Below are 21,010 nucleotides of genomic sequence, written 5' to 3'. Positions count from 1 at the left end.
TGGAGGCTTCCGCTGCCTGCGCAACCTCGAGAGGTTCGCGATGAACATGCAGGATCTCGCCGGCCGGGTCCAGGCCGGACATATCGACGCCTTGCACCTGGTGTCGCTGGAGGGCGGCATCTATGTCCTGGAGGCGCAGATGGGCGACCGCGCCTATCCGGTGGAGGACGATCTCGGCCAGCCGGTCAGCCTGCGCTCCGTGGAGCATGCGCGCCAGGTACTGCGCGGGCTGGACAGGGTTCCGGTGGAGTTGGTGTGCGCCGATGTCGATGACGAGATGTGTGGACTCCTGGCCGAGTCGGGTTCGTTTATCGGCGGGCTGCCGCTGTCGATCCGCCAGGGTTGAGCACAAGCGGCTGCGCCGGTAGGGGGGAAGGGCCTTCTGTGCTAGGCTGGCCGCCCTTTTTCGACCCCACAGCGGAGCAGCGCCATGAGCGAACTCAACCTGACCACTGACGAAGCCCGTGTCAGCTACGGCATCGGCCGTCAACTGGGCGACCAACTGCGCGAGAATCCGGTTCCGGGCATGACCCTGGACGCAGTCCTGGCCGGCCTGTCCGATGCGTTCGCAGGTATCGACAGCCGGGTTTCCGGCGAGGCGCTGTCGGCCAGCTTCCAGGTGATCCGCGAGCGCATGCAGGCCGAAGCCCAGGCCAAGGCCGAAGCCGCCGCTGGCGAAGGCCGCGCCTACCTGGCCGAGAACGCCAAGCGCGAAGGCGTGACCGTGCTGCCCTCGGGCCTGCAGTTCGAAGTGCTGAGCACTGGCGAGGGCGCCAAGCCTTCCCGCGAGGATACCGTGCGCACCCACTACCACGGCACCCTGATCGACGGCACCGTATTCGACAGCTCCTACCAGCGTGGCCAGCCGGCCGAGTTCCCGGTGGGCGGCGTGATCGCCGGCTGGGTCGAAGCGCTGCAACTGATGAACGCCGGCTCCAAGTGGCGCCTGCACGTACCGAGCGAACTGGCCTATGGCGGCCAGGCCGTCGGCAGCATTCCCCCGCACAGCGTGCTGGTGTTCGACGTCGAACTGCTGGAAATCCTCTGAGGCGCATCGGCCCCAGGAAGGAGCGAAACGCCCCGTCGACGCATCGACGGGGCGTTTTTCATGGCGGCATCAGTAGCGGGCATCCAGCGGACGCTTGTCCTTCGGCCAGTCCTTGATCTTGTCCGGGAAGTCCGGGCGCGGCTGGTGCGAAAAGTACTCCGCGACGTCCACTGCGTCCTGGTCGCTGAGGCCGCCCTGGCCGAGCGGGAAGCGTTCCTGGAAGCCGATCGGCATGTTGTGCTTGACGAAGGCGGCAGCGGTGAAGGTCCGCGCCATGCCGGCGCCGATATTGAACGACTCGTCGCCCCACAGCGGTGGGAAGAGCATCTCGCCGGCACTGTTCCTCAGCCCCTCGCCATTCTCGCCATGACACACCGCGCATTGTCGGGCGTAGACCTTGCGGCCGTTCTCCGGGTCGGGCTTCAGCGCCGGGTCGACCTTGCCGACGCCGCGGCCGGCGACCTTGTCCTGCGGCCGGGTGTTGTTCTTCATCCAGTCGAAGTAGGCCACCATCGCCTGCATGTCGGCAGAGTCCGGCGGCAGAGGCTTACCGTTCATCGAGCGCCGGAAGCAGCCGTTGATGCGTTCCTCCAGGCCGATGACCTTGCCCGCCCGGGGCGCGTAGCTGGGGAAGAACGCCGAGACGCCGACGAAGGGCGAGCCGTCGGCTACGGTTCCGGCGTTCAGGTGGCAACTGGTGCAGTTCAACTGGTTGCCGACGTTCGCCGGCAGCAGCTCGCGGGTCTCCAGGTGCAGGCGCATGCCGCGTACCACCTGTTCGGCGTTCGGCGCCGCGAGCATGTCCGCCAGGCGTGGAGAGACGAAGGTCGTGGCCGGGCCGTTGCCGGCCTCGATCCGCTGGCGCAGTTTCTTCACCTGGCCGGCATCGATCGACGAACCCTGGTTGCCCCAACTGCTGCGGACGAAGCTGAGGATCTCGGCGATTTCGCGGTCTTCCAGCTGGGCGAAGCCGGGCATGGTGTAGACCCGCGAGTGGGTTGCGGTCTGCGCGGTTTTCCAACCGGTAAGGGTGATATGCAGTAGCGTGCTCGGGTTGGCCGAAGCGACCGTGGGGTTGCCGGCCAGCGGCGGGAACATGCCCGGGACGCCGCTGCCGTCCTTGCGGTGGCAGTCGGAGCAGAACTGCGCGTAGCCGAGACCGCCCCGCGAGCTGTACAGGTCGACCGGTGCTGCCAGTGGGCGTTCGCTGTCGGGCATGGGCAGGTCGTCCTTGCCGGCCGGCAGGGACTTCAGGTAGCTGGCGATGGCCAGCAGATCGTCGTCGCTGAAGTGCTGGGTGCTGTGGTGGATGACATCGGTCATGCTGCCGGACACCGTGGCGAAGCGGTTCTGCCCGGTCTTCAGCAACTGCACGGTGTCCTCCACCGTCCACAGGTTGCGCAGGCTCAGGGCTTGCCATTGTTCGACGGTTTCTCCGGCGAGGTAGAACTGCCCGGAACGACCGGCTTCGCTCATGGCTTTTTCCTGGAAGGCGATGCCGCGCGGAGTATGGCAGGCGCCGCAGTGGCCGAGCCCCTGTACCAGGTAGGCGCCGCGGTTGATCACCGGGTCCGCGTCGCTGGAGGGGGTGAACGGCGCGTCGTCGAGGAACGCCCAGTTCCACAGCGACAGGCCCCAGCGCTGGTTGAACGGCCAGCTCATCGCGCTCGGCGTATTCGCCTGGGTGACGGGTTGCACGCCGTGCATCAGGTAGGCGTACAGCGCACGCATGTCTTCTTCGCTGATCTTGGCGTAGGACGGGTAGGGCATCGCCGGATAGAGATTCACTCCCTCGGCGGTCACCCCCTTGCGCATGGCGCGGTCGAACTCTTCGAAGCTGTAGCGGCCGATGCCGGTCTCCCGGTCGGGAGTGATGTTGGTCGAGTAGATGGTACCCATTGGCGTCTTCAGCTCCAGGCCGCCGGCCATCGGCGCGCCCTGCGGGCCGGTATGGCAGGCGATGCAGTCGCCGAGCTGGGCCACGTAGCGGCCTTTTTCGATGAGCGCAGCGTCCGTGGTCGGTTCGCTGGCATGGAGCAGGGGAACGATGGAGCACAGTGCGCCGAGCAAGCCGAGGCGCGGGAAAGAAGCAGGCATTTCCTCATCCTTAGGCGTAGGCCTGGGGCGGTCCCCTCGGCCACGGTCCATTCTTTTTTTCGTTATGCGGCCGTCGGCAGGACGACGGTCACGCCGCTGTTGTAACGGCTTTCAGGCGAGGTCGGCTTGATGTGGATCAGGCAGGAATCCCTATCGCGGCGAGGGGCTGCCGGCGTGCTCGGGCGAGGCGTTGCGGAAAGACCGGGACATGAGGAAAGTGACTCCGGGAAGGTCGTCCGTGACCTTCCCGGAACCGGCCGGAGGCGCCTTTGCCTCCGTTCGTGCGATCCGCCTCCCGGGCAGCGGCGCACGGATGACGCGTCCTGGCGTCATCGCAAAGGCTCAGCGCAGGGCGCGGGCGTAGCAGAAGAGGAACAGGTTGCGTACCAGCTCCTTGAGGATCAGCGGTTCGCTCGAGTTCAACTCGTGCAGGTCCAGGCCGCCCTGGTCACGCAGTTCGTCCAGCGCGTCTTCTTCCAGGACTGCGCAGATTTCCCCGGTTTCCCGGTGCAGGATCCGCAGGTAGGGGTGTGGCCGATCAAGCCAGGCATCGATCAAATAAGTCATGGCGCTCATCTCCGTGACAAGACTGTGAGATGAGAATAATTCTTATTATCGTAATAGCAAGTCTTGATCGTGCCTTTCGTCGCAAAACGAAAACGCCGCCGTGAAAACGGCGGCGTTCGTCACAAGTCGAGCCCGGTTCAGTGGGTACGGGCGACAGCGAATTCGCTGAGTTCGACCAGGGCGGAGCGGTATTCGTTGTCCGGCAGCGTATCCAGGCAGGCGATGGCGCGGGCGGCGTAGTCGCGGGCGAGGTTGGCGGTATAGTCCAGGGCGCCGGCAGCCTCGACGGCGGCACAGACGCTCTCCAGGTCCTGGCTGCCGCCTTGCTGGATGGCCTTGCGTACCAGCGCGGCCTGCTCCTCGGTGCCGTCGCGCATGGTGACGATCAGCGGCAGGGTGGGCTTGCCTTCGGCGAGGTCGTCGCCGACGTTCTTGCCGAGGGTCGCGGCGTCGCCGCGGTAGTCGAGCAGGTCGTCCACCAGCTGGAAGGCGATTCCCAGGTAGTCGCCGAAGCGGCGCAGTGCCTCGGACTGTTCCTCGCCGGCCTGGCACAGCGCGGCGGCGCTGTGGGTCGAGGCCTCGAAAAGCATCGCGGTCTTGCCGCGGATCACTTCCATGTAGGTCTCTTCGGTAGTGCTGGCGTCGCGTACCTTGGACAATTGCAGCACTTCGCCCTCGGCGATCACCCGGGTGGCCTGGGATATGATGCGCATGACCGGCATGGAACCCAGCTCGACCATCATTTCGAAGGAGCGGGCATAAAGGAAGTCGCCTACCAGCACGCTCGGCGCGTTGCCCCACAGGGCATTGGCGGTGGAGCGGCCGCGGCGCAGGCCGGAGGCGTCGACGACGTCGTCGTGCAGCAGAGTGGAGGTGTGCAGGAATTCGATGGTGGCGGCCAGCAGGCAGAGGTCGTCGCCCTTGTAGCCCAGGGTCTTGCCGGCGAGCAGGACCAGCAGCGGACGCAGGCGCTTGCCGCCGGCGGAGATGATGTAGTCGCCGATCTTTTCCACCAGGGGAACGCGGGAGGTGAGTTGGCGACGGATGATCCCGTCGACGGCGGTGAAATCTTCCGCCACCACGCGGTAGAAGGCCTGGGGTTGCATCAGTGACAATAGCTCCACAAAGATTGCGCGGCATGCTAGGTGGCAGGGGGGGGACTGTCAAGGAAAGGCCCGTGGCACTTGCCTCGGCCTGGACCTTTCCGTACAATCGCGGGCCCTGAACTTCCTTGGCATACCCTGCCTTACGCAATTGCACGGGCGTCCGATCCGACCCCATGCAGCCATGCCGGCCGATTCCTACTTCTATAAAGCGTCGGGTGAGCAGGTTTAACGGAGATACACATGTACGCAGTGATTGTTACCGGTGGCAAGCAGCACAAAGTCACCGAAGGCGAATTCCTCAAGGTCGAGAAACTCGACGTCGCTACCGGCGAAGCGATCGATTTCGACCGCGTCCTGCTGGTTGCCAATGGCGAAGACGTGAAAATCGGCCTGCCGGTCGTCGAAGGTGCGAAGGTTACCGCTGAAGTGGTTTCCCACGGCCGTCACGACAAGGTCCGCATCATCAAGTTCCGCCGTCGTAAGCACCACATGAAGCGTCAGGGCCACCGCCAGTGGTTCACTGAAATCAAGATCACCGGCATTCAGGCCTAATTCCTTTCTGGAGGATATGACTCATGGCACACAAAAAAGCTGGCGGTTCTACCCGCAACGGCCGCGACTCAGAAAGTAAACGCCTTGGCGTGAAACTGTTCGGCGGCCAGGCTGTAAAGGCTGGCAACATCCTGGTTCGTCAGCGCGGCACCAAATTCCACGCCGGTTACGGCGTTGGCCTGGGCAAGGACCACACCCTGTTCGCGAAAGTGGACGGCGTGGTCAAGTTTGAGACCAAAGGCGCCTTTGGTCGCAAATACGTGAGCATCGTTGCTGCCTAAGCAATAGCTCGCTGAAAAAGCCCTGTCTCGCGACGGGGCTTTTTTGTTTCTGCGCCGGCTTCCGGCCATGCCCTGCTTTCGGGGCATCCTGTATCCTATGTTTTTTTCTGTTAACCCGCCCTCGTGGTGGGAGGCATATCCATGAAATTCGTCGATGAAGTATCAATCCACGTGAAAGCCGGTGACGGCGGCAATGGCCTCATGAGCTTTCGTCGCGAGAAGTTCATCGAAAAGGGCGGTCCCAACGGCGGCGACGGTGGCGACGGCGGTTCCATCTACCTGGAAGCCGACGTCAACCTGAACACCCTGGTCGACTATCGCTACACCCGCCGTTTCGATGCCCAGCGCGGCGAGAACGGCGGCAGCAAGGACTGCACCGGGGCCAAGGGCGACGACCTGATCCTGCCAGTGCCGGTCGGTACCACCGTGATCGACGCCAATACCCAGGAAATCATCGGCGACCTGACCGAGCCCGGTCAGCGGCTGATGGTCGCTCAGGGGGGCTGGCACGGCCTCGGTAACACCCGTTTCAAATCCAGTACCAATCGGGCGCCGCGCCAGACCACCCCGGGCAAGCCGGGTGAGGCGCGCGACCTCAAGCTGGAACTGAAGGTGCTGGCCGACGTCGGCCTGCTGGGACTGCCGAATGCCGGCAAGAGCACTTTCATCCGTGCAGTGTCCGCGGCCAAGCCGAAGGTGGCCGACTATCCGTTCACCACCCTGGTGCCGAACCTCGGCGTGGTCAGTGTCGGTCGCTACAAGAGCTTCGTGGTCGCCGACATTCCCGGCCTGATCGAAGGTGCCGCCGAAGGCGCCGGGCTGGGCATCCGCTTCCTCAAGCATCTGGCGCGGACCCGCATCCTCCTGCATCTGGTGGACATGGCGCCGCTGGACGAAAGCGATCCGGCCGATGCCGCCGAGGTCATCGTTCGCGAGCTGGGTCGCTTCAGTCCGGCGCTGACCGAGCGCGAGCGCTGGCTGGTGCTGAACAAGATGGACCAGATCCTCGATCCGGCCGAGCGCGAGGCGCGCAAGCAGGCGGTGATCGAGCGGTTGGGCTGGGAAGGCCCGGTCTATGTGATCTCCGCCCTGGAGCGCGATGGCACCGAGGCGCTCAGCCAGGACATCATGCGCTATCTCGACGAGCGTACCCTGCGCCTGGAAGAAGATCCGCAGTATGCCGAGGAACTGGCCGAACTCGACCGGCGTATCGAGGACGAGGCGCGGGCCCGTCTGCAGGCCCTGGACGATGCGCGAGCGCTGCGGCGTTCGGGTCTGAAGAACGCCGGTGCGGTGGATGACGATGATTTCGATGATGAGGAAGACGACGGCGACGGTCCGGAGATCTTCTACGTTCCCTGATGGCGTGATACCCCGCCGGGCGGGCCGGCGGGGCTGAAGAGTCGAAGCCTGGGCTTCTAAGGTTGAGGGTATGCGGGACAAGGTGACTGGCGCGCGGCGCTGGGTGGTGAAGATCGGTAGCGCCCTGCTGACGGCCGATGGCCGTGGGCTGGATCGCAATGCCATGGCCGTTTGGGTCGAGCAGATGGTGGCGCTGCATTGCGCCGGCATCGAGCTGGTGCTGGTGTCGTCCGGCGCCGTCGCCGCCGGTATGAGCCGCCTGGGCTGGGTGTCCCGACCTAGCGCGATGCACGAACTCCAGGCCGCCGCCTCGGTGGGGCAAATGGGGTTGGTGCAGGCCTGGGAGTCCAGCTTCGCCCTGCATGGCCTGCAGACCGCCCAGGTGTTGCTGACCCATGACGACCTCTCCGACCGCAAGCGCTACCTGAACGCCCGCAGCACCCTGCGGACCCTGGTCGAGCTGGGCGTGGTTCCGGTGATCAACGAGAACGACACGGTGGTCACCGACGAGATCCGCTTCGGCGACAACGACACCCTGGCGGCACTGGTGGCCAACCTGGTCGAGGCCGACCTGCTGGTGATCCTTACCGATCGCGACGGGATGTTCGACGCCGATCCGCGCAACAATCCCGATGCCCAACTGATCTACGAGGCGCGTGCCGATGATCCGCAGCTCGATGCGGTGGCCGGCGGCAGTGCCGGCGCCCTGGGGCGCGGCGGAATGCAGACCAAGCTGCGGGCGGCGCGCCTGGCGGCGCGTTCCGGCGGGCATACGGTGATCGTCGGTGGGCGTATCGAGCGTGTCCTCGACCGCCTGCGCGCCGGCGAACGCCTCGGCACCCTGTTGACCCCTGATCGCAGTCGCAAGGCGGCGCGCAAGCAATGGCTGGCCGGCCACTTGCAGATGCGCGGCACCCTGGTGCTGGACGATGGGGCGGTGAAGGCGGTGAGCCAGGATCACAAGAGCCTGTTGCCGGTTGGGGTCAAGGCGGTCCAGGGCAGCTTCCGTCGCGGCGAGATGGTGGTCTGTGTGGACCAGGGCGGGCGCGAAGTGGCGCGCGGCCTGGTCAACTACAGTGCGTTGGAGGCGCAGAAGATCCTCGGTCAGCCGACGGATGCCATCGAGGCCTTGCTTGGCTACGTGGATGGGCCGGAGCTGGTGCATCGCGACAATCTGGTTCTGGTCTGAGGAGAGGGCGAATGCGCAAGCTCGCGGGGTTGCTGGGTGGTCTGCTGCTGTTGCCGGCGCTTGCCGGGGCGGAGGAGATCGGCGAGGTTTCCACGGTGTTCAAGTGGGTCGGGCCGAACGACAAGATTGTCGTCGAGGCTTTCGACGATCCCAAGGTGCAGGGCGTGACCTGCTATCTGTCGCGCGCCAAGACCGGTGGGGTCAAGGGCGGCCTGGGGCTGGCGGAGGATCGCGCCGAGGCGTCGATCGCCTGTCGCCAGGTGGGGCCGATCCAGTTCAGTGGCGAACTCAAGGATGGCGAAGAGGTGTTCAAGCAGCGCACTTCGCTGGTGTTCAAAAGCATGCAGGTGGTGCGCTTCTTCGATCGCAAGCGCAATGCCTTGGTCTATCTGGTCTACAGCGACCGGGTGATCGAAGGTAGTCCGCAGAACGCGGTGACGGCGATTCCCCTCATGCCATGGCCGACCGCTCGCTGAAGCGAGCGAGTCGCGGGCAATAAAAAACCGGCCATTGGCCGGTTTTTTATTCGAGCAAGGCGTGCCTTAGGCGGCAGCGGTGCTGAGGGCCTTGATGTGGCCGCTCAGACGGCTCTTGTGACGAGCAGCCTTGTTCTTGTGGATGATGCCTTTGTCAGCCATGCGGTCGATCACCGGTACAGCGGCGGTGAAGGCGGCCTGGGCTTTTTCCAGGTCCTTGGCGTCGATGGCTTTCACGACGTTCTTGATGTAGGTGCGCACCATGGAGCGCAGGCTGGCGTTGTGGCTGCGACGCTTCTCAGCCTGTTTGGCGCGTTTTTTGGCGGAAGGTGTGTTGGCCACCGTCGAGCTCCTCGAAAAAAACTGGGTAAATAGCGAACAAATTAAGGCCGCGAATAATGCCGTCGCCTCCAGGGGTTGTCAAGGGGCTGCACATGCGGCCGGAAAGATCGGCGACGGATGTCGCCTGCTTTCTTGCGGGTGATTTATTCCGGCGCGCATTCTACACTCGGCGCGCCCTTGCGGACCGCCGTTCGGCGGCGAGGGCGTACTCGCGCGATGAACCGGCCCGGCCGGTCGCGGTCTTGGACAGGATCAATTTCGACATGCCGGCAGCCCGACATCCATGAATCTTCTCAAATCATTGGCGGCGGTGAGTTCCATCACCATGCTGTCGCGGGTCCTCGGTTTCGTCCGCGATACCATCCTGGCGCGGATCTTCGGTGCCGGCCTCGCCACCGACGCCTTTTTCGTCGCCTTCAAGCTGCCCAACCTGTTGCGGCGGATCTTCGCCGAAGGGGCGTTTTCCCAGGCTTTCGTGCCGATCCTGGCAGAGTACAAGAACCAGCAGGGCGAGGAGGCGACGCGGACCTTCATCGCCTACGTTTCCGGCTTGCTCACGCTGGTGCTGGCGCTGGTCACGGCGCTCGGCATCCTCGCCGCGCCCTGGGTTATCTGGGTCACCGCGCCGGGCTTCGCCGATACCCCGGAAAAGTTCGCCCTGACCACCGACCTGCTGCGGGTGACCTTTCCTTATATATTGCTGATCTCGCTGTCGTCCCTGGCCGGCGCGATCCTCAACACCTGGAACCGCTTCTCGGTGCCGGCCTTCGTGCCGACCCTGCTGAACGTCGCAATGATCGGCTTCGCGCTGTTCCTCACGCCTTATTTCGATCCGCCGGTCATGGTGCTGGGCTGGGCGGTGCTGGCCGGCGGCCTGTTGCAGCTCCTCTATCAACTGCCGCACCTGAGGAAGATCGGCATGCTCGTGCTGCCGCGCCTGAACCTCAGGGACAGCGGCGTCTGGCGGGTGATGAAGCTGATGCTGCCGGCGATCCTGGGGGTCTCGGTGAGCCAGATCTCGCTGATCATCAACACCATCTTCGCCTCGTTCCTGGCAGCCGGTTCGGTGTCTTGGATGTACTACGCCGACCGCCTGATGGAGCTGCCTTCCGGCGTATTGGGCGTGGCGCTGGGGACGATCCTCCTGCCGATGCTGGCGAAGACCTATTCGAACAAGGATCGCCATGAGTACTCGCGCCTGCTCGACTGGGGCCTGCGCCTGTGCTTCCTGCTGGTGCTGCCCTGTTCGCTGGCCCTGGCGATCCTCGCCGAACCTCTGACCGTCTCGCTGTTCCAGTACGGCAAGTTCACCACGGTGGACGCGGCGATGACCCAGCGCGCGCTGGTCGCCTACTCCGTCGGCCTGCTCGGCATCATCCTGGTCAAGGTTCTGGCGCCGGGCTTCTATGCCCAGCAGAACATCCGTACGCCAGTGAAGATCGCGCTCTTCACCCTGGTTTCCACCCAACTGATGAACCTGGCCTTCATCGGCCCGCTTCAGCATGCCGGCCTGGCCCTGTCCATCGGCCTGGCCGCCTGCCTGAATGCCGGCCTGCTCTACTGGCAACTGCGCAAGCAGCGTCTGTACCTGCCGCAACCGGGCTGGGCGAAGTTCCTGGTCAAGCTGGTGGTCGCGGTGCTGGCGATGTCGGCGGTGCTGCTGGCCACGATGCATTGGCTGCCGGCCTGGGAGCAGGGCGCCATGCTGGAGCGATTCCTGCGCCTCGGCCTGCTGGTGGTTGCCGGTCTCCTGGCCTATTTCGGTATGCTCGCGCTGCTGGGTTTCCGCCTGCGCGACTTTTCCCGCCGGGCGGTGCTGTGAAGCGCGTCCGGGCTGGCGGCGGGATCATGCCGTTTTGCCTGTTGTCCGGCGCCCGGTACGCGTATAATCGACCACTTTCTGAGCAATAAGCGTGCTATGCAGCTGCTTCGCGGACTACACAACCTGCAGCCCCTGGCCGGGGGCTGCGTCGCCACCATCGGTAACTTCGACGGCGTCCACCTCGGGCACCAGGCTATCCTGGCGCGTCTGCGCGAGCGCTCGCTGGAGCTGGGCGTACCCAGCTGCGTGGTGATTTTCGAGCCGCAGCCGCGCGAGTTCTTCTCCCCCGATTCGGCGCCGGTGCGCCTGACCCGCCTGCGCGAGAAACTCGAGTTGCTGCGTGGGCAGGGCGTCGACGTGGTGCTCTGCCTGGCCTTCAACCGCCGCTTGCGCGAGCTGTCGGCAGCCGAGTTCGTCCGCCAGGTCCTGGTCGATGGACTGGCGGTGCGGCATCTTGAAGTGGGCGACGATTTCCGTTTCGGCTGCGACCGCTCCGGTGACTTCGCCTTCCTGGTGAACGCCAGTCGCGAGCAGGGGTTCACCGTCGAGGCGGCCACCACCGTCGAACTGGACGGTGTGCGGGTGAGCAGCACGCGGGTCCGCCAGGCCCTGGCCGAGGGCGACCTGCATCTCGCCGAGCGCCTTCTGGGGCGTCCCTTCAGCCTGAGCGGACGGGTCCTGCATGGACAGAAACTCGGCCGGCAACTGGGCTCGCCCACGGCCAACATTCAACTGAAACGGCGCAAGGCGCCGTTGAACGGGGTCTACCTGGTCAGTACGCTGGTCGATGGTCAGCGTTGCCAGGGGGTGGCGAACATCGGCACCCGCCCTTCGGTGAACGGCGACGGCCGTCCCCATCTGGAAGTGCACCTGCTCGATTTCGCCGGCGATCTATACGGCCGGCATCTGCAGGTGACCTTCCACCAGAAGCTGCGCGACGAGCAGCGTTTTGCCTCCCTGGAGGCACTCAAGGCGGCGATTCTCGCGGATATCGCCGCCGCCCGGGCCTACTGGCTGGGCCAACCGCTTGATTGAAGAGATCCTGAACAGGCCCTGAGATGACCGACTACAAAGCGACGCTAAACCTTCCGGAAACCGCCTTCCCAATGAAAGCCGGCCTGCCCCAGCGCGAGCCGGAAACCCTGAAGTTCTGGAACGACATCGGTCTGTACCAGAAGCTGCGGGCCATTGGCGGCGACCGTCCGAAGTTCGTCCTGCACGATGGCCCTCCGTACGCCAACGGCAGCATTCACATCGGTCACGCGGTCAACAAGATTCTCAAGGACATCATTGTCCGCTCCAAGACCCTGGCGGGCTACGACGCGCCCTATGTGCCGGGCTGGGATTGCCACGGCCTGCCCATCGAGCACAAGGTCGAGACCACCCACGGCAAGAATCTTCCGGCGGACAAGACCCGCGAACTGTGCCGCGAATACGCAGCCGAGCAGATCGAAGGGCAGAAGGCCGACTTCATCCGCCTGGGCGTGCTCGGCGAGTGGGACAACCCCTACAAGACCATGAATTTCGCCAACGAGGCGAACGAAATCCGCGCCCTCGCGGAAATGGTCAAGCAGGACTTCGTGTTCAAGGGCCTGAAGCCGGTCAACTGGTGCTTCGATTGTGGTTCGGCGCTGGCCGAGGCCGAGGTCGAGTACGCCGACAAGAAGTCGCCGACCATCGACGTCGGCTTCCCGGTGGCGGATGCCGACAAGCTGGCCGCGGCCTTCGGCCTGGCGGCCCTGGACAAGCCGGCGCAGATCGTCATCTGGACCACCACGCCCTGGACCATCCCGGCCAACCAGGCACTGAACGTGCATCCGGAGATCGACTACGCGCTGGTCGATGCCGGCGATCGCTACCTGGTGCTGGCCGAGGCCCTGGTCGAGTCCTGCCTGGCGCGCTACCAGCGCGAGGGCAAGGTGGTCGCCACCGCCAAGGGCGAGGCGCTGGAGCTGATCAACTTCCGCCATCCGTTCTACGAGCGTCTGTCGCCGGTGTACCTGGCCGACTACGTGGCCCTCGACGCCGGCACCGGTATTGTCCACTCATCGCCGGCCTACGGCGAAGACGACTTCTACACCTGCAAGCGCTACGGGATGAGCAACGACGACATCCTCAGCCCGGTGCAGAGCAACGGCGTCTACGTCGACTCGTTGCCGTTCTTCGGCGGTCAGTTCATCTGGAAGGCCAACCCCAACGTGGTGGCCAAGCTGGAAGAGGTCGGCAGCCTGCTGGCCCACGAAACCATCAATCACAGCTACATGCACTGCTGGCGGCACAAGACGCCGCTGATCTATCGCGCCACCGCGCAGTGGTTCGTCGGCATGGACAAGCAGCCCAGGCAGGGTGCTTCCCTGCGCGAGCGAGCGCTGGAAGCCATCACCCAGACCGAATTCGTCCCGGGCTGGGGCCAGGCGCGTCTGCACGGAATGATCGCCGGGCGTCCCGACTGGTGCATCTCGCGCCAGCGCAACTGGGGCGTACCGATCCCGTTCTTCCTGCACAAGGCCAGTGGCGAACTGCATCCACGCACCGTCGAGCTGATGGAAGAGGTCGCACAGCGAGTCGAGAAGGAAGGCATCGAAGCCTGGTTCAAGCTCGACGCCGCCGAGCTGCTCGGCGAGGAGGCCGCGCAGTACGAGAAGATCAACGACACCCTGGACGTCTGGTTCGACTCCGGCACCACCCATTGGCACGTGCTGCGTGGTTCCCACCGGATCGGCCATGCCAGCGGCCCGGTCGCCGATCTCTACCTGGAAGGTTCCGACCAGCACCGCGGCTGGTTCCACTCCTCGCTGCTGACCGGCTGCGCGATCGACAACCATGCGCCGTACCGCCAGTTGCTGACCCACGGTTTCACCGTCGACGAGTCCGGCCGCAAGATGTCCAAGTCGCTGGGCAACACCGTGGTGCCGCAGACCGTCATCGATACCCTGGGCGCCGACATCCTGCGCCTGTGGGTGGCTTCGACCGATTACTCGGGCGAGATCGCGGTATCCCAGCAGATTCTCCAGCGTAGCGCCGATGCCTACCGGCGGATCCGCAATACCACGCGCTTCCTGCTGTCCAACCTGAACGGTTTCGATCCGGCCACGGATCTGCTGCCGCCCCAGGAAATGCTGGCCCTGGATCGCTGGGCGGTCGATCGCGCCCTGCTCTTGCAGCGCGAGATCGAAGAGGCGTACCGCGAGTACCGCTTCTGGAACGTCTATTCCAAGGTGCACAACTTCTGCGTACAGGAGCTGGGCGGGTTCTACCTGGACATCATCAAGGACCGCCAGTACACCACCGGCGCCAACAGCGTCGCCCGGCGCTCCTGCCAGACCGCACTGTTCCACATCGCCGAGGCCCTCGTGCGCTGGATCGCCCCGATCCTGGCGTTCACCGCTGAGGAAGTCTGGAAGTTCCTGCCCGGCGAGCGCGCCGAGTCGGTAATGCTCGCCACCTGGTACGACGGCCTCAGCGAACTGCCGGCCGACGTGACGCTGAATCGCCAGTACTGGGAACAGGTCATGGCGGTGAAGGCCGCGGTCAACAAGGAGCTGGAGAACCAGCGCGCGGCCAAGGCCGTGGGCGGCAACCTGCAGGCCGAGGTCACCCTGTATGCGGAAGACGCGCTGCAGGCCCAATTGGCCAAGCTGGGCAACGAGCTACGCTTCGTCCTGATCACCTCGACCGCGACCCTGGCGCCGCTGTCGGCGGCTCCGGCCGACGCGGTGGACAGCGAAGTCGCCGGCCTCAAGCTGAAAGTGGTCAAGTCGACCCACGCCAAGTGCGGTCGTTGCTGGCACCATCGCGAGGACGTCGGTCAGCACGCTGCGCATCCTGACCTGTGCGGTCGCTGCATCGAGAACATCGAAGGCAGCGGCGAGGTTCGCCACTATGCCTGACGTCGATCGTTTCGGGCGCTTGCCCTGGTTGTGGATCACCGTGCTGGTGTTCGTCCTCGACCAGGTCAGCAAGGCGTTCTTCCAGGCCGAACTGAGCATGTACCAGCAGATCGTGGTGATCCCCGATCTGTTCAGCTGGACCCTGGCCTACAACACCGGTGCCGCCTTCAGCTTCCTGGCCGACAGCTCGGGCTGGCAGCGCTGGCTGTTCGCCCTGATCGCCATCGTCGTCAGCGCGATCCTGGTGGTCTGGCTGAAACGCCTGAAGAAAGGCGAGACCTGGTTGGCCATCGCCCTGGCGCTGGTGCTCGGCGGCGCCCTGGGCAACCTTTACGACCGCATGGTCCTTGGCCACGTGGTGGACTTCATCCTGGTGCACTGGCAGAACCGCTGGTACTTCCCAGCGTTCAACCTGGCCGATAGCGCCATCACCGTCGGCGCCGTCATGCTGGCGCTCGACATGTTCAGATCGAAGAAATCCGGAGAAGCCGCCCATGGCTGAGTCGACCCGCATTGGCCAGGAGAGCCGCGTCACCCTGCATTTCGCCCTCAAGCTGGAGGACGGCAACGTCGTCGACAGCACCTTCGACAAGCAGCCGGCCTCGTTCAAGGTCGGCGACGGCAACCTGCTGCCGGGCTTCGAACAGGCGCTGTTCGGCTTGAAGGCTGGCGACAAGCGCACCCTGAGCATTCTTCCCGAGCAGGGTTTCGGCCAGCCGAATCCGCAGAACGTGCAGATCATGCCGCGCGACCAGTTCCAGGACATGGAGCTGGCCGAGGGCCTGCTGGTGATCTTCAACGACGCGGCCAAGACCGAACTGCCGGGCGTGGTCAAGGCGTTCGATGAGCAGCAGGTTACCGTCGACTTCAATCATCCGCTGGCCGGCAAGACCCTGGCCTTCGAAGTCGAGATCATCGACGTCCAGCCGGCCTGAACCGTCGGTCGCTGCGCCCTTCCCAAGCGGGGAGGGCGGTAGCAAGGTTCATTCGTCCAATCACCGCGTCGCCCACGAGACCGCCATGCAAATCAAACTCGCCAATCCCCGCGGCTTCTGCGCCGGCGTGGATCGCGCCATCGAGATCGTCAACCGTGCCCTCGATGTCTTCGGTCCGCCGATCTACGTGCGTCACGAGGTGGTGCACAACAAGTTCGTCGTGGACAACCTGCGCCAGCGCGGCGCCATCTTCGTCGAGGAACTCGATCAGGTGCCGGACAACGTCATCGTCATCTTCAGCGCCCACGGCGTTTCCCAGGCGGTCCGCAAGGAAGCCGAGGGGCGCGGCCTGAAGGTTTTCGACGCGACCTGCCCGCTGGTGACCAAGGTGCACATGGAAGTGGTGCGCTACAGCCGCGACGGCCACGAATGCGTGCTGATCGGGCATGAAGGGCACCCCGAGGTGGAAGGCACCATGGGCCAGTACGATGCCAGCAACGGTGGTGCCATCTACCTGGTGGAGGACGAGGCCGACGTCGCCGCGCTGGAGGTGCGCAAGCCCGAAGCCCTGCACTACGTGACCCAGACGACCCTGTCGATGGACGACACCTCGAAGGTCATCGATGCCCTGCGCGCCAAGTTCCCGCAGATCCAGGGACCGCGCAAGAACGACATCTGCTATGCCACCCAGAACCGCCAGGATGCCGTGAAGGAACTGGCCGACCAGTGCGACATGGTCTTGGTGGTGGGCAGCCCCAACAGTTCCAACTCCAACCGCCTGCGCGAACTCGCCGAGCGGATGGGCACGCCGGCCTACCTGATCGACGGCGCCGAGGACATGCAACGCGGCTGGTTCGACGGTGTGCGTCGCATCGGAATCACCGCAGGCGCTTCCGCGCCGGAAGTGCTGGTGCGCGGCGTGATCGCCCAGCTACGCGAGTGGGGGGCGTCGGAGGAGCAGGAACTGGAGGGGCGGGAGGAGAACATTACCTTCTCGATGCCCAAGGAACTGCGGGTCAAGGCTTTGTGAACCGTGCGCAATGAAAGAGCCCCTCTCGTAGAGGGGCTCTTTCGTTTCAGCGCCAGCAGTCGTTGACGGTGCTGTTGTTGCCGGTCTTGCCGGCTGCGCCGCGTTCGCCGAGCTGATTGAGGGTCAGCTTGCCGCAGGTCTTGTCGCGGGTCTGCGAGTTGATCGGCGTGGCGGTCAGGGTATAGGTGGTGCTGGTGGGCGTCGCTATGGTGAGGTTGTACAGGTTGTTCGGCGAGTTGGCCGAACTCATGCCCAGCTTGGCCACGTCCTTGGTGTAGCCGACCCCGGGGTTCTGCGAGTAGTAGCGTTCCTGGCGCGCGGCCGCGTCCGAGAGCAGCGCCTGCCCCTCGGTGCGGTTGGAGCGGATCACGTAGTTCTGGTAACTGGGAATGGCGATGCCGAGGAGGATGCCGATCACCGCCACTACCACCACCATTTCCAGCAACGTGAAGCCCTTCTGTCTTGTCCTCATCGGGGCTGCTCCTCCCCGTCCTGGCGGGGCTGTTCTTTCTCGATCATCTCGGCCAGCTCCTGTTCGCTCATCTGTTTGTGAATGTAGATATCGGTGATGGTGGACCACGGCTGGCTGACGGTGCCAGAGTAGGACACCACGGAGCCCGGCTTGACCTGAAACAGGCTGGGCATGCCGTTCCTGACGGTGCTGTTGGGCAGGTGGTAGAGCCGGTGGTCGATGTCCACCAGGTTCTTCTCGACCTGGACTTCGAAGACCACGCCAGCGCCTTCGAAGGTCTGGGGATCTTCGGCCCAGCAGAGGCCGGGAACGGCCAGGGCCAGCAGCATAGGCAGCACTTTCATATCAGTTCTTTCCTTCGATGGGGCGCCAGTTCTGGCGGCCACGGGTGTTCGGACCGGGGTTCACGGTCAGGCATTCGCCCGAGGAGCAGACTTCCGGATTGCCCTGTTCGTTGGTGCTCAGCGTCAAGCCTCCCAGGCCTTTCTGCTCGGTACCGGATACCGCGACGTTCTGCTTGTTGTAGCTGTAGTCGGATTTCGAGTCCACGACGCCCTGGCGTGCCAGGTCGAACACGGTGAAGCTGGTGCGACCGCCGGTATAGGGATCGAGGCCATAGGTCCAGTTGCTGGCGCCGTCGGCACAGGGGTCATCGTTCGGGGTGATGGTTTGCAGCAGCACCACCTGGCCGATGGCGATCATGTCCTCGATCAGCATCTCGCCCTTCAGGGTGCCGTTGACCATGAAGTCCAGATACCAGCCGGACTGCTTGGTGCTGCCGTCATTGTTCAGCCAGTTGACCGGGTTCTGACTGGCGATGCGAATGGTGCGAGCGGTCGAGGCAAAGGTCGAGTCGGCCTGGAGGTCCAGGGTCTGCTGCTGCAGGTTGCCGCGCGTCAGTCGGGGTGTGCTGCCCGCGGCTTCGCCCTTGGTTTGCTGGTCCCAGATGCCGTAGAGCGTCTGGGCGCGGCTGGTATCGGCCCGGGCGTCGGCGTTCTCGAAATACTTGCCGGTACCGAAGATCACGATGTAGCCCTTGCGTGTCGGATGGCGAACCAGTGAGGGCGCGGCGGTGATCGCTTGCGCCGCGCCGGCGGAGTCGACCGCCGAATAGAGCGGCTGGCCACCGAAAGACACCCTGAAGCTCGAGGCCACCGCCGGGCCGTCGTTGGCTCGGCTGAACGGATCGTCCTGGTTGACCTTGCCGGCGATCAGGTCGAAGCGCCAGAGGTTGCCTTGCAGGTCGCCGGCGTAGGCGTAGTCGGCTACGCCGTCGCTGTTGTTGTCTGCCAGGCGAGGGCTGGATAGACCGTTGGGTACGCCGGTCCTGCCGGTGACTTCCAGTTTGCGGGTGATGGCCCCGGTCTCCAGGTCGATGATCAGCAGCGCGGCCTTGTCGTTCAGGCTGGAATAACCGTTTCCGGTGACCACGGCCCACTTGCCGTTGTGCAGCCGGGCGACCGTGGGTTTGGGGAAGCTGTAGCCAAGGTCGGGCTCCTGGTCCACGCCGATTTCCCAGAGCAGCTTGATGTTGGCGGGGTCGGTCACGTCGAGGGCGAACAGACCCTTGCCGCCGGCGCGCAGGCTGCCGATCAGCACGGTATGCCAGGCGCCGCCGAAGAAGGCGTCGGCGACCACCGGCGAGCCGTCGACGTAGAACTGGTGGGCGCCGCCCTGGTAGCCGCGGGCGGTCAACTTGTGGAGCTTCTCGAAGACCGCGCTTGGGATGAAGGCGAAGGTCTCGTTACCGTCGGTATCGAAACCGTGCAGCATGCCGTCGTTGGCGCCGACGTATACCCGCGGGGCACGGGTTTTCTGTGCTTCTGCGAACGTGGAGTAGTTGCCGCTGGGCTCGATCGGCTGGGCCAGGTAGGTCAGGTACTGGGCCTTGCCGACCGTCGCCGGCGAGGAGTTGATGATATCGCCGAGGATCGAGTTGCGGGTGCGGAAGTTGTCGCTGTTCTCCTTGCTGCGATCGCCACGCAGGAAGGCCACTCGGTCCTGGCCCTTGGTGTCGGCGACATCGTTGCGGTCCGGATCGCGGTTCAACTGCCGCTGCTGGTCGGCGCTGAGGCTGCCCCAGGTGAACTCCTTGAGGCCCGAGGTACCGGATCCGGCCATCATGATCTTGCGGCCAGCTCCACCGTTGGGCATCGCGTCGAGGATACTCTGCGCGCTCCACAGCTTGGTCTGCACGGTGGCCTTGTCCTGGGTGGTCAGGCTGTAGCGGGTCAGGTCGCCAGCCCAGTTCTTGTCGCTGGCGAAGCTGGTCTGGTAGGCGAAGCGGGTCAGCTTGTCGCCAGTGTCGTCTTCCTGCAGGGACGAGCTGATGGCGGGGCGGGATGCCGGCAGGTCCTTGCCCGAAATTCGGTTGAGGATGTCCTGGAAGGCCGCGACCAGTTGGTCCGGCGAGTCGGCGCTGAAGAACTCGCCCCGGGAGTTCACTGCGGCGTGCCACAGGTCATAGACGTTGTTGCTATGGTTATTCGAAGCGTTCGGCCAGCTGAGGCGCCCGGCGGCGATTTCGTCATAGCCGCCGGAGTAGGTGGAACCCTCCCACTTCGGGCTGGTGAGGCTGGTGGTCAGGCCCAGGCCCAGGGTATAGGTCACCATGTGCTGCCAGGTCGCCGGATCGTTGCGCGGATTCCAGTACTCCGCCGAGGGATTGGCCTGGTCCGGGTAGGGAATGTACGGCTTGATATTGTCGTCGATATCCGGCCGGGCATCGGTGGCCCAGTAATGGAAGGCCTGGTCGGCCAGGGTATTGGACGCAGCATCCCTGTAAGGCGTCTGGCTGCTGTAGCTCTTGCCATCGGGGAGGCTACGACTCGTGCTGTCGGCATTGCCTACGCTGGCCGAGTCGTTGTTCCAAAGACCATCGGTCATCAGAATGTGATAGCTGCCACGGCAGCTGTATTCCGGCGAGGTCTGGGTACCAGGTCGATAGGCATAGGGGCCGTTGACGCCGGTCTTCTTGAGAAACTCCCCTGCTCGAGTCATGGCCTGACGCAGCGGAGTACCACCTCCGACCGACAGGTTCTCCAGCCAGTTGAAGAAGTTCACCCGATGTTGCCCGGTGAAGTCTCTCAGGTAGTTGTTGTAACAGTTACTGGAGCCACTGCCGATCAGGCACGAGGAACTGTTCAGTAGTTGCCAACTGATCCGGGCGTTTTCAGGCAGGCTGTAGAACGCCAGGTTAGCGGCGGTCTGGGTGGCCAGGGCGCGGGTACGATAGAAGGAGTACCAGTTGGCGAAGTTCTGCTGCTGGGCCGCGCCGCTGATTTCCACACGGGTGTAGCAACTCGAAGTGGTGAGGCTGCAACCGCGGCCCCCGCTGTATTGGTAGTAGAAGGCAGGAGCCCCGTACCAGTCGATGCTGGACTCGGTGCCTGCTCCCGATCCGCCCTGGTACTGCACCGTTGGCCTGTAGTCACGGGAAAGGTTTACCCGGCCTTCCTGAGTGAAACCGTTGCGCCATGCCGCGGTGAAGCTGGGCTTGGAATAGTCCTGCACCTGGATCTGGCCATTGGAAAGGGTCACCTTTTTCGGCAGCTTGTACTGGGTATTCGGGTCGAAGTACATCGGGTTGTAGCTGTTCGACGCGAAATAGACGTTGTTGCGGCTGTTGACCAGGCTATCCGGTGCATAGGCATAAGCCATACTGCCCGAGTCGTCGAGAGTCACCAGCATGTTCGGGGCGACGCCCTGGATCAGCATCAGCGGCTGCTGGCTGACCGACAGGGCGGCGGCGTGGGTGGTCTGGGCGGAGAGCAGGACGGCGCCGCTGAGCGCGGCTGCCAGCGAGGTCTTGCCGATCTGGTGGAGTACCGATTTCATGCGA

Annotated in this window: 20 protein-coding genes; 13 read left to right on the top strand and 7 right to left on the bottom strand. The window is 64.4% G+C overall.

What is annotated here, in order from left to right; genetic code table 11:
* Positions 1 to 40: 40 nt before the first annotated feature.
* Both ACI766_RS24705 and ACI766_RS24700 read left to right on the top strand, forming a co-directional pair.
* A complete protein-coding gene (locus tag ACI766_RS24705; protein ID WP_003105116.1) occupies positions 41 to 346 on the top strand; it encodes a DUF6482 family protein in 306 nt (101 codons plus the stop codon).
* Between the two features lie 84 nt (positions 347 to 430).
* Complete coding sequence (locus ACI766_RS24700; protein WP_003094769.1) at positions 431 to 1,048, top strand: FKBP-type peptidyl-prolyl cis-trans isomerase; 618 nt, start codon at positions 431 to 433, stop codon at positions 1,046 to 1,048.
* Between the two features lie 69 nt (positions 1,049 to 1,117).
* On the opposite strand, the gene ACI766_RS24695 is transcribed toward ACI766_RS24700, so the two are convergent.
* The 3 genes from ACI766_RS24695 to ACI766_RS24685 all read right to left on the bottom strand — a co-directional run bounded on the left by ACI766_RS24695 (position 1,118) and on the right by ACI766_RS24685 (position 4,818).
* Positions 1,118 to 3,145, bottom strand: a complete 2,028-nt coding sequence (locus tag ACI766_RS24695) for a c-type cytochrome (protein ID WP_003141558.1) — start codon at positions 3,143 to 3,145, stop codon at positions 1,118 to 1,120.
* 342 nt (positions 3,146 to 3,487) lie between these two features.
* Positions 3,488 to 3,712 carry a hypothetical protein gene (locus ACI766_RS24690; RefSeq protein WP_003094765.1) on the bottom strand — a complete coding sequence of 75 codons (225 nt, stop codon included), beginning with the start codon at positions 3,710 to 3,712 and terminating at the stop codon, positions 3,488 to 3,490.
* 137 nt (positions 3,713 to 3,849) lie between these two features.
* Positions 3,850 to 4,818 carry a polyprenyl synthetase family protein gene (locus tag ACI766_RS24685; protein WP_003094763.1) on the bottom strand — a complete coding sequence of 323 codons (969 nt, stop codon included), beginning with the start codon at positions 4,816 to 4,818 and terminating at the stop codon, positions 3,850 to 3,852.
* A gap of 240 nt (positions 4,819 to 5,058) precedes the next feature.
* Between ACI766_RS24685 and rplU the strand changes: the two genes are divergently transcribed.
* The 5 genes from rplU to ACI766_RS24660 all read left to right on the top strand — a co-directional run bounded on the left by rplU (position 5,059) and on the right by ACI766_RS24660 (position 8,678).
* Entirely contained in the window at positions 5,059 to 5,370 is a 312-nt protein-coding gene (rplU, locus tag ACI766_RS24680; RefSeq protein ID WP_003094761.1) for a 50S ribosomal protein L21, read from the top strand.
* A 23-nt stretch (positions 5,371 to 5,393) separates the two neighbouring features.
* A complete protein-coding gene (gene rpmA, locus ACI766_RS24675; protein ID WP_003094760.1) occupies positions 5,394 to 5,651 on the top strand; it encodes a 50S ribosomal protein L27 in 258 nt (85 codons plus the stop codon).
* A gap of 141 nt (positions 5,652 to 5,792) precedes the next feature.
* Entirely contained in the window at positions 5,793 to 7,013 is a 1,221-nt protein-coding gene (gene cgtA, locus ACI766_RS24670) for an Obg family GTPase CgtA (RefSeq protein WP_003094758.1), read from the top strand.
* A gap of 70 nt (positions 7,014 to 7,083) precedes the next feature.
* Complete coding sequence (gene proB, locus ACI766_RS24665) at positions 7,084 to 8,202, top strand: glutamate 5-kinase (protein ID WP_003094756.1); 1,119 nt, start codon at positions 7,084 to 7,086, stop codon at positions 8,200 to 8,202.
* 11 nt (positions 8,203 to 8,213) lie between these two features.
* A complete protein-coding gene (locus ACI766_RS24660) occupies positions 8,214 to 8,678 on the top strand; it encodes a CreA family protein (protein WP_003094746.1) in 465 nt (154 codons plus the stop codon).
* A 66-nt stretch (positions 8,679 to 8,744) separates the two neighbouring features.
* On the opposite strand, the gene rpsT is transcribed toward ACI766_RS24660, so the two are convergent.
* Positions 8,745 to 9,020 (bottom strand): 30S ribosomal protein S20, encoded by a 276-nt coding sequence (gene rpsT, locus ACI766_RS24655; RefSeq protein WP_003094744.1) that lies wholly within the window; start codon positions 9,018 to 9,020, stop codon positions 8,745 to 8,747.
* Positions 9,021 to 9,303: 283 nt separating this feature from the next.
* Here rpsT and murJ point away from each other — a divergent pair, with 283 nt between their 5' ends.
* The 6 genes from murJ (at position 9,304) to ispH (ending at position 16,697) form a co-directional block, all read left to right on the top strand.
* Positions 9,304 to 10,842: a murein biosynthesis integral membrane protein MurJ gene (gene murJ / locus ACI766_RS24650; RefSeq protein ID WP_003102622.1), complete on the top strand. Its 1,539-nt coding sequence runs from the start codon at positions 9,304 to 9,306 to the stop codon at positions 10,840 to 10,842.
* A gap of 96 nt (positions 10,843 to 10,938) precedes the next feature.
* Positions 10,939 to 11,877, top strand: a complete 939-nt coding sequence (gene ribF, locus ACI766_RS24645) for a bifunctional riboflavin kinase/FAD synthetase (RefSeq protein WP_003102619.1) — start codon at positions 10,939 to 10,941, stop codon at positions 11,875 to 11,877.
* Between the two features lie 23 nt (positions 11,878 to 11,900).
* A complete protein-coding gene (gene ileS, locus ACI766_RS24640) occupies positions 11,901 to 14,732 on the top strand; it encodes an isoleucine--tRNA ligase (RefSeq protein WP_003102617.1) in 2,832 nt (943 codons plus the stop codon).
* Entirely contained in the window at positions 14,725 to 15,234 is a 510-nt protein-coding gene (lspA, locus tag ACI766_RS24635; RefSeq protein WP_003102615.1) for a signal peptidase II, read from the top strand. Before ileS ends, lspA begins: the two co-directional genes overlap by 8 nt.
* Positions 15,227 to 15,667, top strand: coding sequence for an FKBP-type peptidyl-prolyl cis-trans isomerase (gene fkpB / locus ACI766_RS24630; protein WP_003102613.1), 441 nt, complete (start codon positions 15,227 to 15,229; stop codon positions 15,665 to 15,667). The genes lspA and fkpB overlap by 8 nt, the downstream gene beginning before the upstream one ends.
* A gap of 85 nt (positions 15,668 to 15,752) precedes the next feature.
* Positions 15,753 to 16,697 (top strand): 4-hydroxy-3-methylbut-2-enyl diphosphate reductase, encoded by a 945-nt coding sequence (ispH, locus tag ACI766_RS24625; protein ID WP_003094724.1) that lies wholly within the window; start codon positions 15,753 to 15,755, stop codon positions 16,695 to 16,697.
* A 46-nt stretch (positions 16,698 to 16,743) separates the two neighbouring features.
* Here the strand turns inward: ispH and pilE are convergent, their stop codons facing one another.
* From pilE to pilY1, 3 genes are read right to left on the bottom strand one after another with little or no spacing between them, the layout of a single operon-like run.
* A complete protein-coding gene (pilE, locus tag ACI766_RS24620) occupies positions 16,744 to 17,169 on the bottom strand; it encodes a type 4a pilus minor pilin PilE (protein WP_003094721.1) in 426 nt (141 codons plus the stop codon).
* Positions 17,166 to 17,513, bottom strand: a complete 348-nt coding sequence (gene pilY2, locus ACI766_RS24615) for a type 4a fimbrial biogenesis protein PilY2 (protein ID WP_012614546.1) — start codon at positions 17,511 to 17,513, stop codon at positions 17,166 to 17,168. The genes pilE and pilY2 overlap by 4 nt, the downstream gene beginning before the upstream one ends.
* Position 17,514: 1 nt before the next feature.
* Positions 17,515 to 21,006, bottom strand: coding sequence for a type 4a pilus biogenesis protein PilY1 (gene pilY1 / locus ACI766_RS24610; protein WP_003123397.1), 3,492 nt, complete (start codon positions 21,004 to 21,006; stop codon positions 17,515 to 17,517).
* Positions 21,007 to 21,010 lie beyond the last annotated feature (4 nt).

The sequence above is a fragment of the Pseudomonas sp. DL genome (assembly GCF_047199225.1).
GTDB classification, from domain to species: domain Bacteria; phylum Pseudomonadota; class Gammaproteobacteria; order Pseudomonadales; family Pseudomonadaceae; genus Pseudomonas; species Pseudomonas aeruginosa.
This window is presented reverse-complemented; position numbering and strand designations above follow the sequence as displayed.

Bases quoted from the DNA above. Each gene is read 5' to 3' on its own strand.
- rplU (WP_003094761.1), top strand. From the start codon at position 5,059: ATGTACGCAGTGATTGTTACCGGTGGCAAGCAGCACAAAGTCACCGAA.
- ribF (WP_003102619.1), top strand. From the start codon at position 10,939: ATGCAGCTGCTTCGCGGACTACACAACCTGCAGCCCCTGGCCGGGGGC.
- ACI766_RS24685 (WP_003094763.1), bottom strand. From the start codon at position 4,818: ATGCAACCCCAGGCCTTCTACCGCGTGGTGGCGGAAGATTTCACCGCC.
- ileS (WP_003102617.1), top strand. From the start codon at position 11,901: ATGACCGACTACAAAGCGACGCTAAACCTTCCGGAAACCGCCTTCCCA.
- proB (WP_003094756.1), top strand. From the start codon at position 7,084: ATGCGGGACAAGGTGACTGGCGCGCGGCGCTGGGTGGTGAAGATCGGT.
- fkpB (WP_003102613.1), top strand. From the start codon at position 15,227: ATGGCTGAGTCGACCCGCATTGGCCAGGAGAGCCGCGTCACCCTGCAT.
- lspA (WP_003102615.1), top strand. From the start codon at position 14,725: ATGCCTGACGTCGATCGTTTCGGGCGCTTGCCCTGGTTGTGGATCACC.
- ACI766_RS24660 (WP_003094746.1), top strand. From the start codon at position 8,214: ATGCGCAAGCTCGCGGGGTTGCTGGGTGGTCTGCTGCTGTTGCCGGCG.
- pilY2 (WP_012614546.1), bottom strand. From the start codon at position 17,513: ATGAAAGTGCTGCCTATGCTGCTGGCCCTGGCCGTTCCCGGCCTCTGC.
- ACI766_RS24705 (WP_003105116.1), top strand. From the start codon at position 41: ATGAACATGCAGGATCTCGCCGGCCGGGTCCAGGCCGGACATATCGAC.
- cgtA (WP_003094758.1), top strand. From the start codon at position 5,793: ATGAAATTCGTCGATGAAGTATCAATCCACGTGAAAGCCGGTGACGGC.
- ispH (WP_003094724.1), top strand. From the start codon at position 15,753: ATGCAAATCAAACTCGCCAATCCCCGCGGCTTCTGCGCCGGCGTGGAT.
- ACI766_RS24695 (WP_003141558.1), bottom strand. From the start codon at position 3,145: ATGCCTGCTTCTTTCCCGCGCCTCGGCTTGCTCGGCGCACTGTGCTCC.
- pilY1 (WP_003123397.1), bottom strand. From the start codon at position 21,006: ATGAAATCGGTACTCCACCAGATCGGCAAGACCTCGCTGGCAGCCGCG.
- pilE (WP_003094721.1), bottom strand. From the start codon at position 17,169: ATGAGGACAAGACAGAAGGGCTTCACGTTGCTGGAAATGGTGGTGGTA.
- ACI766_RS24690 (WP_003094765.1), bottom strand. From the start codon at position 3,712: ATGACTTATTTGATCGATGCCTGGCTTGATCGGCCACACCCCTACCTG.
- murJ (WP_003102622.1), top strand. From the start codon at position 9,304: ATGAATCTTCTCAAATCATTGGCGGCGGTGAGTTCCATCACCATGCTG.
- rpmA (WP_003094760.1), top strand. From the start codon at position 5,394: ATGGCACACAAAAAAGCTGGCGGTTCTACCCGCAACGGCCGCGACTCA.
- ACI766_RS24700 (WP_003094769.1), top strand. From the start codon at position 431: ATGAGCGAACTCAACCTGACCACTGACGAAGCCCGTGTCAGCTACGGC.